The organism is Streptomyces sp. NPDC057623, from assembly GCF_042800355.1.
Lineage (GTDB): Bacteria > Actinomycetota > Actinomycetes > Streptomycetales > Streptomycetaceae > Streptomyces.
The window spans coordinates 37,256-52,518 of sequence record NZ_JBHVGZ010000031.1 but is presented as its reverse complement, the minus strand read 5'-3'; the positions used below and the strand labels follow the sequence as shown (position 1 = coordinate 52,518).

The following is a 15,263-nucleotide window of genomic DNA, read 5'->3' as shown; positions in this document are numbered from 1 at the left end:
GTTCCACCCTCTGTTAACGAGTCGACTCGCCGTGTTAACCAGCACCCCCGGATGGCCGAACCCCACGTGGAGGTCACGGATGGACATGCACGTGCACGACCGGCGCCGCTTCCTGGCCCTGACCGCCGCGGCCGCCGCGACCCCGCTGCTCGCGGCCTGCGGGGCCGGATTCGGCGGTGACGACGACAAGAGCGACGGCTCGGCCGCGGACGACGTCACCGGCTCCTTCGACTGGAAACGGGAGAAGGGCACGACCGTAAAAGCGCTGCTCAACAAGCATCCGTACACGGACGCGCTGATCGCCGACCTGAAGTCGTTCACCGAGAGGACCGGCATCGAGGTCGAGTACGACGTCTTCCCCGAGGACAACTACTTCGACAAGCTCACCGTCGACCTGTCCAGCGGACGTGCTTCGTACGACGTGTTCATGCTGGGCGCCTACATGGTCTGGCAGTACGGCCCGCCCGGCTGGCTCGAAGACCTCGGCCCGTGGATGCGCAACTCCTCGGCCACCGGCTCCGAATGGGACCAGGCCGACTTCTTCCCGAACCTCCTCCAGGCCGACCAGTGGTCCCTGAAGGCGGGCGCGCCGCTCGGCCAGGGCGGGCAGTACGCGCTGCCGTGGGGCTGGGAGACCAACGTCGTCGCCTACAACACGGACGTCTTCAAGAAGCTCGGCCTCAAGCCCGCCGAGACCTTCGACGAGCTGCGCGAGATCTCCGGGGCCATCAAGCAGAAGGCCCCCGGTGCCGGCTTCGACGGCATGTACGGGATCGCCGTACGGGGGTCGCGGAGCTGGGCGACGATCCACCCCGGCTTCATGACGATGTACGCCCGCAACGGGCTCAAGGACTTCACCGTCGCCGGCGGCAAGCTCACACCCGCCATGAACAGCCCCGAGGCCGTCGCGTTCACCGAGGACTGGGCGGGCATGGTCAAGCAGGGCGGGCCGCCGTCCTGGACGTCGTACACCTGGTACCAGTGCTCCAGCGACCTCGGCGCGAAGAAGGCCGGGATGCTGTTCGACGCCGACACGGCCGCCTACTTCCAGGCGGTGGAGGGCGCCAGTCCCGCCTCCGGGAAGATCGCCTTCCACCCCGGACCCAAGGGGCCGGACGGGTCGCTCTCCACCAACATGTGGATCTGGTCGCTCGGCATGAACGCCAAGAGCAAGAAGAAGAGCGCCAGTTGGCTGTTCCTGCAGTGGGCGACCGGCAAGGAGCACCTGCTCAGGAGCGCGATCACGCACAACCACATCGACCCGGTGCGCAAGTCGATCGCCGACGCCGGCGCCTACAAGGACAAGATGAGGCACCTGCCCGGCTTCATCGAGACCTTCGAGACGGTCGTCGACCAGACGAAGATCCAGTTCACCCCGCAGGCGCAGTTCTTCGACGCGACCACCAGCTGGGCATCCGCCCTCCAGGAGATCTACGGCGGCCAGGGCGCGAGGTCGGTGCTCGACGACCTGGCGGGCGACCTCGCCGACAAGGTGGGCTAGCCCGATGGGATGGCGGCTCGCCCTTCGCCCGTACGTCCTGATCGTCCCCGCCCTACTGCTGACCTGCGGGATTCTCTACCCTTTCGGACTCGGCCTCTACTACACGCTGTTCGACTTCTCGGCGAGCAAGCCGCAGCCGGACATGGTGCGGTTCGAGAACTACGAGACCGTCTTCACGCAGGAGGCGTTCTGGAACTCGGCGTGGGTGACGGTGCTGTACGCGGTCGGGGCGGCCGCCGTGGAGACCCTGCTGGGCGTGACCGTGGCCCTGCTGCTGCACCGGTCGACGATCGTCGGACGGGTGCTGGAGAAGATCCTCATCCTGCCGCTGATGATCGCGCCGGTGATCGCGGCGATCATCTGGAAGCTGATGCTCCAGCCGTCGGTAGGAGTGATCAACTACCTGCTGAGACCCTTCGGCCTCGGCGGAGTCCAGTGGACGGACACCCCGACCGGCGCCCTGCTGTCGTCGATCGCGGTGGACGTCTGGGTCTACACCCCGTTCGTGGCGATCCTCGCCCTCGCCGGTCTGCGGTCGCTGCCCACCTCCCCGTTCGAGGCGGCGGCCGTCGACGGCGCGGGCTGGTGGTACACCTTCCGGCGCCTCACGCTGCCGATGCTGTGGCCGTACGTCCTCGTCGCGGTGATCTTCCGCTTCATGGACTCGCTGAAGGTGTTCGACATCATCTACGCCCTGACGGAGGGCGGCCCGGGTGACTCGACCGTCGTCCTGCAGATCCGGGCGTACCTGGAGGCGATCCGCTTCCAGCGGTACTCGTTCGGGATCAGCTACACGATCGTGCTGTGGGCCGTCGTGTATCTCGCCGCGATGGTGCTGGTGAAGCACCTGGGGAAGATCCAGCGGAAGGCGGCCGAGGCGAAATGACGGTAAGGAAACGCCTGTCGGGGTGGCTGGCCGACGCCGCCCTCATCCTCTACTTCGTCTTCGCGCTGTTCCCGATCGCCTGGATGGTGATCCTGTCGCTGAAGCCGACGAACGAACTCTTCTCCACCTACTTCTCCTTCTCCCCCACCCTCGACGGCTACCGCACGGTCCTCGGCGACAGCGAGGGCATCCCGTTCGTGCGGTTCTTCGTCAACAGCCTGGTCGTGTCGGTGGGCGCGGTGGTCCTGTCGCTCCTCGTGGGGCTCCCGGCGGCGTACGCCTCGGCGCGCTGGCGGTTCAAGGGCTCCGAGAACCTGATGTTCACGCTGCTGTCGTTCCGGTTCGCACCCGAACTCACCGTGATCATCCCGCTGTTCGTGCTGTACCAGAAGCTCGGACTCTTCGACACGTACGTCGGCATGATCTGGGTGCTCCAGCTCGTCACCCTTCCGCTGATCGTGTGGATCATGCGGTCCTACTTCGCCGACCTCACCCCCGAACTGGAGCAGGCGGCGCTGCTGGACGGCTACACCCGCAAGCAGGCGTTCCTGAGAGTGGCCCTCCCGCTGGTGAAGCCCGGGGTGGCGGCCGTGTCCCTCCTCGCCTTCATCTTCGCGTGGAACAACTTCGTCTTCCCCCTCATCCTCACCTCCAACGAGGCCCAGACCGTGACCGTGGGCGCCCTGTCCTTCCTCGGCGGCGACCGGCCCAAGTACAACCTCACGGCCGCCGCCGCGCTGGTCTCCGTGATCCCGCCGCTGCTGCTGGCGCTCACCATCCAGCGGTATCTGGTGCGGGGGCTGTCGTTCGGGGCGGTGAAGTCATGATCCGGCTGTCGGGCGTCCACAAGACATACGGCAAGGTCACCGCACTCGACGGCCTCGAACTGGACGTCCGGGAGGGCGAGTTCTTCTGCCTCCTGGGCCCGTCGGGCGCCGGCAAGACCACGACCCTGAAGACGGTCGCCGGGCTGGAACAGCCGGACGCCGGAACCGTCGAACTCGACGGCAGGGACATGCGCGGCGTCGAGCCCTACGACCGTGGCGTGGCGATGTGCTTCGAGAGCTACGCCCTCTACCCGCACAAGTCGGCCTACGACAACCTCGCCTCCCCGCTCCGCTCCCCCCGGCACCGCCTCCCCGCCGACCGGGCCCGGCAGCGGATCGGTGAGATCGCCGAACTCCTCGGCATCTCCGCCCTGTTGGACCGCCCCGTCGGACAGCTGTCCAACGGCCAGCGACAGCGCGTGGCCCTGGGCAGGGTCCTGGTCCGTCCGGCCCGCGCCTTCCTCCTCGACGAGCCGCTGTCCCATCTGGATGCCAAGCTGCGCCAGCAGATGAGGGCGGAACTGAAGGCGATCGGGGCGGTACAGCGCACCACGACCCTCTACGTCACCCACGACTCCGTCGAGGCGCTGGCGCTCGGCGACCGGATCGGGGTCATCCGCGGCGGGCGGATCGTGCAGACCGGCACGCGGGAGGAGATCTGGTACCGGCCCCACGACACCGAGGTCGCGCGGGCCTTCGGGCGCCCCCGGATCAACCTCCTCCCCGGAGCGGTCACGGCCGACGGCGGTTTCCGGTCGGCGGACGGCGCGGTCGAGCTGCCGATCCGGGCCGACGCCGCCCCCGGCACGGAGGTGCTGATCGGCGTCCGCCCCCGCGACCTGAGCCTCGGCGAAGCCCCCGGACAGGCCCCCGGGCAGCCCCCCGGTCACGAGCTCACCGGCACGGTCTACGTCACCGAGGTCCTCGGCCGGTCGGTGGAGGTCACGGTCCGGCTCGGCGAGCAGCACGTGTCGCTGGTCGCCCCGCGCGGCGACGCGACCGGCCTTCGCCCCGATGATCCGGTCCGGCTGACGGTCCGGCCTGAGAACCTGCTGCTGTTCGAGGCCGACCGGCCGGAGCGCCCAGGACGACGGATCGAGAAGCGATGAGCAGCAACCACAGCACCGGCCAGCAGGGCCCCGCCGCCCGCCAGGCCGCCATGGCCGAGCGGGTCCTCGCCGACGGCACGGCGACGGCGGCCGAGCTGGCCGAGCGCTTCGGCGTCAGTCTCATGACGATCCACCGGGACCTCGACGAACTCGAACGGCAGGGCATCGTCCGGAAGTTCAGGGGCGGGGTGACGGCCCAGCCGTCCGGTGTCTTCGAGTCGAACGTGCAGTACCGCCTGAAGACCATGCGCGCGGAGAAGGCCGCCGTCGCCGACCGCGCCCTGAAACTCGTCGAGCCCGGCATGGCGATCATGCTGGACGACTCCACCTCCACCCTGGAGATAGCCCGCAGGCTGCGCCTGGGCGAGATAACCCCGCTCACGATCGTCACCAACTTCCTGGAGGCGATCAACCTCCTCTCCGACCAGCGCGGCATCCACCTCATGGCCCTCGGCGGCGACTACGACCCGCTGCACTCCTCCTTCCTCGGCGTGTCCTGCGTCGAGGCGATCGAGCAGCTGCGCGTGGACGTCTGCTTCACGTCGACGTCGGCCGTGCGCGGGGGCTACGCCTACCACCAGGAGCAGCACATCGTGTCGGTGAAGCGGGCCATGCTCGACGCGGCCGCCCGCAACGTGCTGCTGATCGACCACACCAAGCTCGCCAGGGTCGCCCTGCACCGGGTGGTTCCGCTCTCCCGCTTCGACCTGCTCCTCGTCGACGACGGGGCGTCGGCGGAGGCGCTGCGGGACCTGGACGAGCACAAGGTCACCTACGAAGTCTGCGCCAGGACGGGTCCTGAGGCAGCGACCGTGACGAAGGGCAGCGATGACCGAGCTGGAGCTACGTGATCTGCGCAAGACATACCGCGCGCGGCGCCGTCCGGCGGTGGACGCCGTACGCGGTATCGACCTGACCCTGCGCTCCGGCGAGCTGCTCGGCCTCCTCGGCCCGTCGGGCTGCGGCAAGTCGACCACCCTGCGGATGATCGCCGGGCTGGAGACGGTGACCGGCGGCGACATCCTGGTCGGCGGGGCGTCGGTGACCGCGCGCCCGGCCCAACAGCGCAACATCGGGGTCGCCTTCGAGAACTACGCCCTCTACCCGCCCCTCACGGTGGCGGAGAACCTGTCGTTCGGCCTGAAGGCCCGCAGCCGGGCCGACCGGGGCGACGTCGACCGCAAGGTCAGGGAGATCGCCGCACGCGTCGACCTCACCCCCCTCCTCGACGCCCGCCCCGCCGGCCTCTCCAGCGGCCAGAAGCAACGCGTCTCCCTGGCCCGCGCCCTGATCCGCGAACCGGACGTCCTCCTCCTCGACGAGCCCCTCTCCCACCTGGACGCGGCCCAGCGCGACACGACCCGCCGCGAACTCAAGCGCATCCAGCGCGACCTGGGCCATACGACGATCCTCGTCACCCACGACCAGGAGGAGGCCCTGTCCCTCGCCGACCGGATCGCCGTGATGAAGGACGGGGTCATCCAGCAGCTCGGCACGCCGTACGAGATCTACGACAGCCCCGCCAACGTCTTCGTGGCGGACTTCGTGGGCGAGCCCGCGATCAACCTCCTCCCCGGCACCACGGAAGCCGGCGCCCACGCCCGTCTCTCCCCCACGGTGCGGATCGCCCTCCCGCTTCCCGTACCGGAAGGCCGTGAGGTGGTGGTCGGAATCCGCCCCGAGGACCTCTCCCTCACGGGCGAGGACGGCCTGCCCGCCCGCGTGGTCGCCCACGAACCCCTGCTGGAGTCGGGCATCGCGACCCTCACTCTGGACGGCGTCGACAAGCCCCTCGTCGTCCTCACCGACCCCGAGGTCCGCCTCGCCCACGACGACCGTGTCCATGTCACCGCCGACCCTCACCTCACCCATGTCTTCGACGCCGAGACGGGAGACTCCCTGCGATGACCAACGGGAACCGCGTGCGTGTGGTGGCCGCGGGCGACCACTTCATCCTGCCGTCGCTCATCAGCCGGGCCATCGGCCGTGAACTCACCTGTGACATCGGCGAGTTGACTCTCGGCTGGCCACTGGAACCGTTCGGTCCGGTGGCCGAGGTGACGGAGGCGAGCGACGCCGAGGACGAGCTGATCGAGGCACTCGCCGGCGCGACGGTGCTGGTCACCCAGATGGGCCCGGTGACGGAACGCGTCCTCGACGCCTGCCCGGACCTGCGCCTGGTCGTCGTCTGCCGGGGCGGCCCGGTGAACGTCAACCTCGACGCGGCCAAGCGGCACGACGTCCGGGTGTGCTACGCCCCCGGCCGCAACGCCGCCGCCACCGCCGAGTTCACGGTCGGCCTGATGCTGGCGGCCCTGCGCCGCATCCCCCAGGCCCACGACCTTCTCGCCCGCCGGGCCAGTTGGGAGGGGGCGACCTACTACACCTACGAGCACAGCGGGCTGGAGCTGGAGGACCTGCCCGTCGGACTGGTCGGTTACGGGGCCGTGGGCAGCAGGGTCGCGCGCGTGCTGTGCGCGTTCGGGGCCCGGGTCATGGTCTTCGACCCGTACGTCCACGGCGAGATCCACGGCCTGCGGGTCGCCTCCCTCGACGATCTCCTGCGCGCCTCCCGGGTGATCACCCTGCACGCCCGCCTCACCACCGAGACCCGCGGCCTGATCGGCGCCCGGGAACTCGCCCTGCTGCCGCGGGGCGCGGTGGTGGTGAACGCGGCGCGGGGCCCGTTGCTGGACGAGGACGCGCTGTGCGCGGGCCTGGAGAGCGGCCACCTGTCGGCAGCGGCCCTGGACACCTACGTACAGGAGCCGCTCCCCCCGGACTCCCGGCTGCACGCCCTCGCCGACCGGGTCGTCCTGACCCCGCACCTGGGCGGCGCGTCCCGCGCGGTGGCGGAGAAGGCGGCGGCGATCGCGGCGGCCGAGGTGGGCCGCTGGGCGCGCGGGGAGCCGCTGGCCCACTGTCTGACCTGAGGGCGATGACCAGCACAGCACAGCCGACCGAGTCAAAGAGGTGGGTGGGAATGTACGTCGGGATCGATGTGGGCACGTCCACGGTGAAGGCGGCCGGGTTCGACTCCGACGGCCGTGAACTGGCCGTGGCGTCCCGCCCGGTGGGCCTCGCCCTGCACGGCGGGTTCGTCGAGCAGGACATGGACGAGCTGTACGGGGCGGTCGTCGCCGTCCTCGGTGAGGTCACCGGACGCGTCCCCGAACCGGTCGAGCTGGCGGGGCTCACCGGTCAGGGCGACGGCGTGTGGCTGGTGGACGCCGAGGGGCGGCCGGTGCGGGCGGCGGCCTCCTGGATGGACGGGCGGGCGCACGAGCTGGTCGACCGGTGGCTGGCGGACGGCACGTTCGAGACCGTGTTCCGGCGGACGGGAAGCGCGATGTTCCCGGGGTGCCCCGGGCCGCTGCTGGCGTGGCTGGACAGCCATGAGCCGAAGGCGCTGGATGCCGCCAGGGCCGCCGTGTACTGCAAGGACATGGTGTTCCAACGGCTGACGGGAGGAAGCCGGGCCACCACGGACGTCTCGGACGCGTCCATGCCGTTCCTCGACCCGCGCACCCGGACGTACGACAACCGCGTCGTCGAGCTCCTCGGCCTGACCCACCGCCGCGGGCTCCTCGCGCCCGTCAGCGACCCGGTCGCGACCGACCGGACGAGCGGCGAAGGGCTTCCGCCGGGGACGCGGATCGCGAACGGGCCGTACGACCTCCCGGCCTGCGCACTCGGCGCGGGGGTGACCTCCCCCGGCGACGGGCTCCTCATCGTCGGCACCTGCCTGGCCAGTCTGGTCGCGACCACCGGCCTCGATCTGACGGGTGAGCCGGCCGGCCTGTACATCAACACGGACCGGCCCGGGCACTGGCTGCGCGCGATGCCCGCGATGGTCGGGACGGCGGCGCTGGACTGGGTGCTGTCGACGACGGGCGTCCGGCACGAGGAGGTCGACGGGCTGCTGGCGCAGACGCCGCCGGGGGCGAACGGCGTGCGCGTCCTGCCGTACTTCGCCCCCTCCGGCGAACGCGCCCCGTTCGTCGAACCCCGTCTGCGCGCCGAACTGACCGGTGTCTCCCTGGAGTCGACCCGCGCCGATCTGGTCCGGGCGACCTGCGAGGGCATCGGCTACGCGGCCCGGCACTGCCTTCAGGCGGCGGGGCTCACCGGGACGCTGGCGGTGTGCGGTGGCGGTACGCGCAGCCCGGCCTGGATGCGGCTGCTCGCCGATGTCCTGGGGCGGCCGCTCAGGGTCGTCGAGGGCGAGGTGGGCGCGCGGGGTGCGGTGCTGGCGGCGGCCGAGCGGTACGGGGTGGCGCTGGACGCGGCGGCGTGGACGCGGCCGACGGCGGTCGTCGAGCCGGACGCGGGGCGGGCGGCGTACTACGCGCAGGGCTATGAGGAACACCTGGCCCGCCTTTCCGAGGCGCGCGGCCGGGCACGGAGCTGAAGAGGCGCACTCAAGCGCGGTGTACTCAAGTGCCTGAAAAAGAAGGGGAGTTGTATGCACCCGAGACGTAGATCCCTGCTGCTCGCGGCCGCCGTCGGCAGCACGGCGGCCGTCACCGTACCCACGGCCGCGGCCGCCGCCTCCCACCGCCCGGGACGGCCGGTCGTCATCGGCCACCGCGGCGCCGCCGGCTGGCGCCCCGAGCACACGGCGGCCTCCTACACCTACGCCGTGCAGACCGGCGCCGACTGGATCGAACCGGACCTCGTCCCGACGAAGGACCACGTCCTGGTGGTCCGGCACGAGAACGAGATCTCGCAGACGACGGACGTGGCGGCGCATCCGGAGTTCGCGGGCCGCCGTACCACCAGGACCGTGGACGGGCGGGCGGTGACCGGCTGGTTCACCGAGGACTTCACGCTGGCGGAGCTGAGGACGCTGCGGGCGGTGGAGCGGCTGCCGCTGGTGCGCGACCGCAACACGGTCTTCGACGGCCGGGAGCACGTCCTGACCTTCCAGGAGGTCGTGGACCTCGCCCGCGAGCTCTCGAAGACGTACGGCCGGACGATCGCCGTCTTCCCGGAGACCAAGCACCCGACGTACTTCCGCGGGCTGGGCCTGCCCCTGGAGCCGGAGTTGGCGAAGGTGATCCGCCGCAACCGCCTGGGGCGGCGCGAGTGTGTGGTGCAGTCCTTCGAGCCGACGAGCCTGAAGCGGATCGCGGCCGAGCGGCTGGGGGTGCCGCTGTGGCAGGCGCTGGGGACCACGGGCGGGCCGTACGACCTGGTCTCGTCCGGTGATCCGACGACGTACAAGGACATGATGACCCCGGCGGGGCTGGCACGGATCGCCGGGTACGCGGACTGGATCGGGCCGGACAAGTCGTCGCTCGTCGGCACGCCGGTCCTCGCGGACGCCCACGCGGCGGGGCTGCGGGTGGGGCCGTACACCTTCCGGGCGGAGAACCAGTTCCTGCCGGCGCAGTTCCGGCGCGGTACCGGAGCGAACGATTTCGGGGACGCGTTCGCGGAGTACGCGCTGTACTACGGGATGGGGGTCGACGCGGTGGTGACCGACTTCCCGGATCTGGCGGTGATGGCGAGGAGGGGTTGATGACGCGAAGCCGGGCCTGCCCGACCTGCGGCACGATGCAGGATTTCCAGAAGCTCGACAACGCCGAGAAGGCGGCCGTCCGTGAGCGGAAGGGGGAGCGCCACTATGTGGACGACCTCTGGCGCTGCACTGCCGTCGGCTGCTTGACGTACTTCCCCGCCGGACGCCTGCGTGACCACGACCTCCTCCCCGAGAAGTTCCGCAGGGAGGCGGCCGTCGCCACGGAGCCGGAGTGACCCCTACAGGTTGCTGAAGTCCGGCCCCTTCGTACGCGTGCGCTTGATCTCGTAGAAGCCCGGCACGGAGGCCACGGCGAGGGTGCCGTCCCAGAGCTTCGCGGCGTCCTCGCCCTTGGGGGCCGGGGTGACGACGGGGCCGAAGAAGGCGATCTGCTCGCCGTCGGCGCCGGGGACGGCGATGACCGGGGTGCCGACCTCCTGGCCGACCTTGTCGATGCCGTCCTTGTGGGAGGCGCGCAGCTGCGGCTCGTACTCGGTGCCGTCCCAGTGCTCGATGAGGGACTCGGGCAGACCGACGTCCTTCAGGGCGGCGGCGACGGTCTCCTTGCCGGGGCCCTCGCCCTGGTTGTGGATGCGGGTGCCGAGCGCGGTGTAGAGGTCGCCGAGGACCTCGGCGCCGTGCTCCTCCTGCGCCGCTATGACGACCCGGACCGGGCCCCACGCCTTGGTCTCCAGCAGCTCGCGGTACTCCGCGGGGAGGTCGTCCAGCTTGTCCTCGTTGAGGACGGCGAGGCTCATCAGGTGCCAGCGGACCTCGATGTCGCGGAGCTTCTCCACCTCCTGCACCCAGCGCGAGGTCATCCAGGCCCAGGGGCACAGCGGGTCGAACCAGAAGTCGACGGGGGTCTTCTCCGACATGTCTCTCCTCATGAGGCGGGCGTGTGTCCGCGGAACGTCAGGAGGAACGTCGCTTCCCGCCCGGCCATTCCCGGGGGCCGCACCGGCTGTGGCACCGGTGCCGCGGGCCAGGAGCGCATGGCAGGATCAGCGCTGTCCGCATACTGAACACCACCCGAGGGAGTGCCACTCGTGCCCGGTGAGAATCTGTCCCGTGACGAGGCCCGGGAGCGGGCCGCCCTGCTGGCCGTCGACGGGTACGACGTGTCCCTCGACGTGCGTTCCGCCCTCGGCGAGGCGGGCGCCGGGGACTCCGGGAGCCGGGCGCCGCGCACCTTCCGCTCGGTCACCACGATCCGCTTCCGCTGTGCCGAGCCCGGCACCACCAGCTTCGCCGACCTGATCGCGCCGAGTGTGACGGCCGTCTCCCTCAACGGCAGGGATCTGGACCCGAGTGAGGTGTTCGACGGCTCGCGGATCGTGCTGGAGGACCTGGCCGCCGACAACGAGCTCGTCGTCGACGCCCAGTGCGCCTACTCCCGCACCGGTGAGGGCCTGCACCGCTTCGTCGACCCCGAGGACGGCGAGGTCTACCTCTACACGCAGTACGAGCCGGCCGACTCGCGCCGCGTCTTCGCGAACTTCGAGCAGCCGGACCTCAAGGCGCCGTTCCGCTTCGAGGTGCGGGCGCCCGAGGGCTGGACGGTGTGGAGCAACGGCGTCGGCTCGCAGGCGGACGGGGTGTGGCGGTTCGCGGAGACGAAGCCGATCTCGACGTACATCACCTGCGTGGTGGCCGGCCCGTACCACTACGTCACGGACTCGTACACGCGCACCTTCGCCGACGGTACGACGCTGGAGGTCCCCCTCGGCGCCATGTGCCGCAAGGGTCTCGCCCCGTACTTCGACGCCGACGACGTCTTCCTGGTCACCAAGCAGGGCCTGGACTTCTTCCACGACCACTTCGACTACCCGTACCCCTTCGGGAAGTACGACCAGGCGTTCGTGCCCGAGTACAACCTCGGCGCGATGGAGAACCCGGGGATGGTGACCTTCCGCGAGGAGTACATCTTCCGCGGCAAGGTGACGCAGGCGTCGTACGAGCGCCGGACGAACGTGATCCTGCACGAGATGGCGCACATGTGGTTCGGCGACCTGGTCACCATGGAGTGGTGGGACGACCTGTGGCTGAAGGAGTCCTTCGCCGACTTCATGGGCGCGTTCGCGCTGGTCGACGCGACCCGCTTCAAGGGCGGCTGGATCACCTTCGCCAACCGGCGCAAGGCGTGGGCGTACCGCGCCGACCAGCTGCCCTCCACGCACCCGATCACGGCGGACATCCGTGACCTGGAGGACGCGAAGCTCAACTTCGACGGCATCACCTATGCCAAGGGGGCTTCCGTACTGAAGCAGCTCGTGGCGTACGTCGGCCAGGACGCCTTCCTGGAGGGCGCGCGGCGCTACTTCAAGCGGCACGCGTACGGCAACACGCGTCTGGGCGATCTGCTGTCGGTGCTGGAGGAGACCAGTGGCCGGGACATGGGCGCGTGGTCGCGGGCCTGGCTGCAGACGGCGGGCGTGAACACGCTGACCCCGCAGGTGCTGCTGGACGCGCGGGGGCGGGTCGAGGAGCTGGCGGTGGTGCAGGAGGCGGCCGAGTCCCGTCCGGAGCTGCGGCCGCACCGGGTGCGGGTGGGCCTGTACCGCCGTACCGAGGCGGGAACTCTGGAGCGCTACAGCTGGGAGGAGATCGACGTCACCGGTCCACGGACGGTGGCCGTCTTCGCGGTCGGCGCCGAGGCCCCCGACCTCGTGCTCGTCAACGACTTCGACCTGACGTACTGCAAGATCCGCTTCGACGCGGCCTCCCTGGAGACCCTGAAGGCCGGCCTCGGCGACATCACCGACCCGCTGGCGCGGGCCCTGTGCTGGTCGGCGCTGTGGAACATGACGCGGGACGCGCTGCTGCCGGCGCGGGACTTCGTGGACCTGGTGCTGCGGTTCGCGGGCCGCGAGTCCGACATCGGGGTGCTGCAGATGCTGCACGCGTGGGCGGACTCGTCGCTGGTCCACTACGCGGCGCCCGGGTGGCGGACGACCGGCGAACGGCTGCTGGCCGAGGGTGCGCTGCGGGAGCTGCGGGCGGCCGAGCCGGGCAGCGAGCAGCAGTTGGCGTGGGCGCGGTTCCTCGCGTCGGTGGCGTCGAGGCCGCAGGACCTGGGGCTGCTGCGGGGGCTGCTGGAGGGCACGGAGAAGATCGAGGGGCTGGACGTCGACCAGGAGCTGCGCTGGTCGTTCCTGGAGCCGCTGGCCGCGCACGGTGTCGCGGACGAGTCGGCGCTGGCGGCCGAACTGGCCCGGGACGACACGGCGTCCGGCAAGCGCCACCAGGTCCGGTGCCTCGCCGCCCGGCCCTCCGAGGCGGTGAAGGCCCAGGGGTGGGCGCAGGTCGTCGAGTCCGACGCGCTGTCCAACGCCCTGGTCGAGGCGACCATCGCCGGGCTCACCCAGCCGTCCCAGCGGGAGCTGCTCGCGCCGTACGCCGGGAAGTACTTCGCGGCGATCGAGCGGGTGTGGGCCGAGCGGTCGATCCAGATCGGTATGGACGTGGTCCAGGGCCTGTTCCCGGGGCTCCAGCAGTCGCAGGCCACGCTGGACGCCACGGACGCGTGGCTCGCGGCCCACGCGGACGCGGCGCCGGCGCTGCGGCGGCTGGTGCTGGAGGCGCGGGACGATCTGGCGCGGGGGCTGCGGGGGCAGGCGTGTGACGCGGCGGCATCCGGATCGGCGTCAACCGCATAAGACCTTTGGCCAACGATCACGGCCCTCCGTGACCGTTACGGAATTCAGGCAATAGCAGCCGTAACCCCTGGCCCAACCCGAACGGACCAGGGGTTTTCCGTGCCTACTCGGCATCCGAACACCCGTCCTTTAGTGCCGGGTTGTCCGTATTTGTCGACGGGCGTGTAACAGCGGTTAAAGGGCGGACGGGACGCGGGAACCTCCGGGTCATGAACCACAACGCCCCGCTCCCCCCGCTCTCCCCCCGCCCCCTGCGTCACCTCTCCGAGGTGCACCGCCGTGTCATGACGGCGGCCCAGCTGAAGTCGCACGGCGTCGCGACCGCCGAGATGAACGAGCAGTGCCGCCCCGGCGGCCCCTGGCAGCAGATCCTCCCCGGCGTCCTGCTGCTCCACCCCGGTCCGCCGACCAGCGAGGAGCGCCTGCACGCGGTGCTGATGTACGCGGCGCGGGAACGGTCGTCCGCGGTGCCGTCCCAGCCGAACGCGGAGGAGTCACACGCCGCCCCCGCCTACCCGGACGCGGTGATCACGGGCCTCGCGGCGCTGACCCTGCACGGGTTCTCCGCCACGCCGCCGCTGACCGCCCTGGACACGATCGACGTCCTGGTCCCCCGCATGCGGCGCCTGCGCTCCACGGGCTGCGCCCGCGTCCTGCGCACCTCCTCGCTCCCCACCCCGCAGCAGGTGACGGGCCTCCCGGTGGCGCCGGTCCCCCGCGCCCTGGCCGACGCGGTGGCCGAACTGACGGACGCGGGCGCGGTACGCCGCCTGCTGACCGAGGCCGTGCGCGCCGGGCACTGCGAACCGGCGTCGGTGGTGCGCGAGTTGAACCAGGCGAAGCTCCTCTCCCGCCCGCACGTGGTGGACGCGGTGGACTCCCTCCTCGCCGAGGGCCGGGCGATCGCGGAGGACCGCCTGTACGAGATGGTCCACGTGTACGGCCTGCCCGACCCCGTCTGGAACGTCGACCTGCGCCTGCCCGGCGGCCCTCACCTCGGCGGCCTGGACGCCTACTGGCCCGACCAGGCCGTGGCAGTGGAGCTGGACACCCGCGCACCCCGCCAGGACGACGACGCCCTCTGGTCCGAATACGCCCGCAAGCGCGACCATCTGGAGCGCCTCGGCATCACGGTCGTCTACATCACCCCGAAGAAGCTCCGGAACACGATGGAGCAGCAGGCGGCGGTGGTCCGTACGGCACTGATGGCCGCGGCAGACCGTGATCCGGCCGCGTATGTCGTGGTGCTGCCGAGGTAGTGACGGACCGGGAGGCAGCACCAGGAGGGGAGAGGAGGGGCCGCCGGGCCAGAACCGGTGGCCCCTCCTCGTGCCATCGGCACCTTGGCTAGGTTGGGCGGGATGAGACGTGAAGTGCGAGGCGTGTTGCTGGCGTTGTTCCTGGTGCCGCTGCTGTGGGGCCTGGTCACGCTGGCGAGGGGCGCGTCGTCCCACGGCGTCCCGGAGTGCCCCGGCCTCCAACTGGGCGAGGACGGCGAGTCACACCCCGGCCCCATGCGACGCGGCTACACCTGCGCGGTCTCCTACAGCACCGAGAACGGCCGCTCGACGGGCACGAGGACGTACGACCAGCAGAAGTACGCGCAGGAGCAGGACCGGTCCGGTCTCTACTGGCGGGGCGCCGGCTATGTGGCCTACGGGGCGGCGGGGTTGGCGGTCCTGACCGCCGCGCACGGCCCGTACCGCCCGCTGTGGCGCCGCCGACCGGGTCGGCTGCCCGAGGGCCGGTCGTAAGGC

General features: G+C 70.9%; 14 protein-coding genes. 13 read left to right on the top strand and 1 reads right to left on the bottom strand.

Annotated elements, in window-relative coordinates; all coding sequences use genetic code 11:
* Nucleotides 1-79: 79 nt before the first annotated feature.
* The 10 genes from ACFU95_RS27925 to ACFU95_RS27880 are packed head-to-tail and all read left to right on the top strand — an operon-like array spanning nucleotide 80 to nucleotide 10,083.
* A complete protein-coding gene (locus ACFU95_RS27925) occupies nucleotides 80-1,501 on the top strand; it encodes an ABC transporter substrate-binding protein (protein ID WP_383832575.1) in 1,422 nt (473 codons plus the stop codon).
* Between the two features lie 4 nt (nucleotides 1,502-1,505).
* Nucleotides 1,506-2,387, top strand: a complete 882-nt coding sequence (locus ACFU95_RS27920) for a carbohydrate ABC transporter permease (protein ID WP_383832573.1) — start codon at nucleotides 1,506-1,508, stop codon at nucleotides 2,385-2,387.
* Nucleotides 2,384-3,214, top strand: coding sequence for a carbohydrate ABC transporter permease (locus ACFU95_RS27915; RefSeq protein WP_383832571.1), 831 nt, complete (start codon nucleotides 2,384-2,386; stop codon nucleotides 3,212-3,214). The genes ACFU95_RS27920 and ACFU95_RS27915 overlap by 4 nt, the downstream gene beginning before the upstream one ends.
* On the top strand, nucleotides 3,211-4,323 hold the full coding sequence (locus ACFU95_RS27910) for an ABC transporter ATP-binding protein (protein ID WP_383832569.1): 1,113 nt from the start codon (nucleotides 3,211-3,213) through the stop codon (nucleotides 4,321-4,323). Before ACFU95_RS27915 ends, ACFU95_RS27910 begins: the two co-directional genes overlap by 4 nt.
* Nucleotides 4,320-5,174, top strand: a complete 855-nt coding sequence (locus ACFU95_RS27905; RefSeq protein ID WP_383832567.1) for a DeoR/GlpR family DNA-binding transcription regulator — start codon at nucleotides 4,320-4,322, stop codon at nucleotides 5,172-5,174. The genes ACFU95_RS27910 and ACFU95_RS27905 overlap by 4 nt, the downstream gene beginning before the upstream one ends.
* Entirely contained in the window at nucleotides 5,152-6,231 is a 1,080-nt protein-coding gene (locus ACFU95_RS27900) for an ABC transporter ATP-binding protein (RefSeq protein WP_383832565.1), read from the top strand. The genes ACFU95_RS27905 and ACFU95_RS27900 overlap by 23 nt, the downstream gene beginning before the upstream one ends.
* The gene (locus ACFU95_RS27895; protein ID WP_383832563.1) at nucleotides 6,228-7,256 is read left to right on the top strand and encodes a 2-hydroxyacid dehydrogenase; all 1,029 of its coding nucleotides are present in this window, start codon (nucleotides 6,228-6,230) and stop codon (nucleotides 7,254-7,256) included. The genes ACFU95_RS27900 and ACFU95_RS27895 overlap by 4 nt, the downstream gene beginning before the upstream one ends.
* 50 nt (nucleotides 7,257-7,306) lie before the next feature.
* Nucleotides 7,307-8,734 carry an FGGY family carbohydrate kinase gene (locus ACFU95_RS27890; protein WP_383832561.1) on the top strand — a complete coding sequence of 476 codons (1,428 nt, stop codon included), beginning with the start codon at nucleotides 7,307-7,309 and terminating at the stop codon, nucleotides 8,732-8,734.
* 54 nt (nucleotides 8,735-8,788) lie between these two features.
* A complete protein-coding gene (locus ACFU95_RS27885; RefSeq protein ID WP_383832559.1) occupies nucleotides 8,789-9,847 on the top strand; it encodes a glycerophosphodiester phosphodiesterase family protein in 1,059 nt (352 codons plus the stop codon).
* A complete protein-coding gene (locus ACFU95_RS27880; protein ID WP_383832558.1) occupies nucleotides 9,847-10,083 on the top strand; it encodes a hypothetical protein in 237 nt (78 codons plus the stop codon). The genes ACFU95_RS27885 and ACFU95_RS27880 overlap by 1 nt, the downstream gene beginning before the upstream one ends.
* A gap of 3 nt (nucleotides 10,084-10,086) precedes the next feature.
* On the opposite strand, the gene ACFU95_RS27875 is transcribed toward ACFU95_RS27880, so the two are convergent.
* Nucleotides 10,087-10,725 carry a DsbA family protein gene (locus ACFU95_RS27875; RefSeq protein WP_383832556.1) on the bottom strand — a complete coding sequence of 213 codons (639 nt, stop codon included), beginning with the start codon at nucleotides 10,723-10,725 and terminating at the stop codon, nucleotides 10,087-10,089.
* 171 nt (nucleotides 10,726-10,896) lie between these two features.
* Here ACFU95_RS27875 and pepN point away from each other — a divergent pair, with 171 nt between their 5' ends.
* The 3 genes from pepN to ACFU95_RS27860 all read left to right on the top strand — a co-directional run bounded on the left by pepN (nucleotide 10,897) and on the right by ACFU95_RS27860 (nucleotide 15,260).
* On the top strand, nucleotides 10,897-13,506 hold the full coding sequence (gene pepN, locus ACFU95_RS27870; protein ID WP_383832554.1) for an aminopeptidase N: 2,610 nt from the start codon (nucleotides 10,897-10,899) through the stop codon (nucleotides 13,504-13,506).
* Between the two features lie 209 nt (nucleotides 13,507-13,715).
* The gene (locus ACFU95_RS27865; RefSeq protein WP_383832552.1) at nucleotides 13,716-14,765 is read left to right on the top strand and encodes a hypothetical protein; all 1,050 of its coding nucleotides are present in this window, start codon (nucleotides 13,716-13,718) and stop codon (nucleotides 14,763-14,765) included.
* Nucleotides 14,766-14,867: 102 nt separating this feature from the next.
* Complete coding sequence (locus tag ACFU95_RS27860; RefSeq protein WP_383832550.1) at nucleotides 14,868-15,260, top strand: hypothetical protein; 393 nt, start codon at nucleotides 14,868-14,870, stop codon at nucleotides 15,258-15,260.
* The last annotated feature ends 3 nt before the right edge of the window (nucleotides 15,261-15,263 follow it).

Coding starts and splice junctions, on each gene's coding strand:
- ACFU95_RS27925 (WP_383832575.1), top strand. CDS start 80: ATGGACATGCACGTGCACGACCGGCGCCGCTTCCTGGCCCTGACCGCC.
- ACFU95_RS27920 (WP_383832573.1), top strand. CDS start 1,506: ATGGGATGGCGGCTCGCCCTTCGCCCGTACGTCCTGATCGTCCCCGCC.
- ACFU95_RS27915 (WP_383832571.1), top strand. CDS start 2,384: ATGACGGTAAGGAAACGCCTGTCGGGGTGGCTGGCCGACGCCGCCCTC.
- ACFU95_RS27910 (WP_383832569.1), top strand. CDS start 3,211: ATGATCCGGCTGTCGGGCGTCCACAAGACATACGGCAAGGTCACCGCA.
- ACFU95_RS27905 (WP_383832567.1), top strand. CDS start 4,320: ATGAGCAGCAACCACAGCACCGGCCAGCAGGGCCCCGCCGCCCGCCAG.
- ACFU95_RS27900 (WP_383832565.1), top strand. CDS start 5,152: ATGACCGAGCTGGAGCTACGTGATCTGCGCAAGACATACCGCGCGCGG.
- ACFU95_RS27895 (WP_383832563.1), top strand. CDS start 6,228: ATGACCAACGGGAACCGCGTGCGTGTGGTGGCCGCGGGCGACCACTTC.
- ACFU95_RS27890 (WP_383832561.1), top strand. CDS start 7,307: ATGTACGTCGGGATCGATGTGGGCACGTCCACGGTGAAGGCGGCCGGG.
- ACFU95_RS27885 (WP_383832559.1), top strand. CDS start 8,789: ATGCACCCGAGACGTAGATCCCTGCTGCTCGCGGCCGCCGTCGGCAGC.
- ACFU95_RS27880 (WP_383832558.1), top strand. CDS start 9,847: ATGACGCGAAGCCGGGCCTGCCCGACCTGCGGCACGATGCAGGATTTC.
- ACFU95_RS27875 (WP_383832556.1), bottom strand. CDS start 10,725: ATGTCGGAGAAGACCCCCGTCGACTTCTGGTTCGACCCGCTGTGCCCC.
- ACFU95_RS27865 (WP_383832552.1), top strand. CDS start 13,716: ATGAACCACAACGCCCCGCTCCCCCCGCTCTCCCCCCGCCCCCTGCGT.
- ACFU95_RS27860 (WP_383832550.1), top strand. CDS start 14,868: ATGAGACGTGAAGTGCGAGGCGTGTTGCTGGCGTTGTTCCTGGTGCCG.